The 1,089-nt window shown below is 59.5% G+C and carries 1 protein-coding gene; it reads right to left on the minus strand.

Going from position 1 to position 1,089, the window contains the following annotated elements; translation table 11 throughout:
* Window positions 1–34: 34 nt before the first annotated feature.
* The coding region (locus NZ653_10085; protein MCS7287465.1) for a sugar ABC transporter substrate-binding protein at window positions 35–1,089 on the minus strand (1,055 nt) is incomplete at its 5' end.

Consider the following 1,089-nt stretch of genomic DNA (forward strand, 5'->3'; position numbering starts at 1 on the left):
CCTGCTATGCACCGCACAACGAGGACGTGATCCCTTACGGGCGAGCGAGGATGGCGCGCGTTTTCTCGGCGGCAGCCTTCAGCGCCTCAGTCACGCTTTTCTCGCCCGCCACAGCGCTGTTGAGCTCAGTGCCCACTTCGTTGATGATCTCCTCGGCGCGCGTGCCGCGTGCAAGCGGCTCGGCGTCTTCAAGGATCTTGAGGACTGTCTCGTAGTACTGCTGACCGAAGCCTTTCTCCCACACTTCTGGGTCTTTCATCACGCTGACGCGCGTGGGCGCGCCGCCGGCGATCACGCGCTGCTTGTCCACCGACTTAGAGGTGAGCCATGCGATGTAGGTCCATGCCGCAACAGCGTTCGACGTGTTCTTGGGGATAGCCCAATGCCAAGCGCCTAGGACGGCTTTTCCGCCGGGCACTTCGTACAGCGCGAACTTGCCTGCCAGCTCGCCCGCAGGACCGTCCGGCTTGTTGAGCGTGGGCAGCATCCAGTTGTAGGAGATCATGGTTGCCGCCTCGCCGGATGCCATGGCGCGCAACGCTTCGTCGAAGCCCCAGTTCACGGAGTTGGGCGGCGCTGCTTCCTTGTGCATCTCGATGTAGAGCGAGAGCGCTTTCTGCGCAGCCTCGTTGTCAATGATCACGTTGCCTGCATTGTCGAGCAAGTTGCCGCCAGCAGCGTAGAGCCAGTTCTTCCACTCCTCGAAGATCTTGTAGCCCCTCTGCGGCTGCATGGCAGCGCCGAAGATGCCCTGCGACTTGAAGAATTTTCCGATCTGGACGTATTCCTCTAGGGTTGTTGGCACCTGCAGCGGCTTGCCGTAAGTCTGCTGGTACTTAGCTTTGTAATCAGGGTTGTCGAAGAGGTCTTGGCGCACGATGAGCCCAAGCGCGTAGTTGTAATATGGCACACCATACACCTTTCCGTCCACAACGCCGATATCGCGCAGAGGACCTACAAAGTCGTCGAAGTCGTAGTCCTTCGTCTTTGCAATGTAGTCGTCAAGCGGGAGCAGAAAGCCAGCGCGCGCGAACTCGTCCATCCACGGGTTGTCCACGATGATCACGTCATATGTCGCTGACGGGGCTA

The sequence above is a fragment of the Anaerolineae bacterium genome (assembly GCA_025062375.1).
GTDB lineage: Bacteria > Chloroflexota > Anaerolineae > SpSt-600 > SpSt-600 > SpSt-600.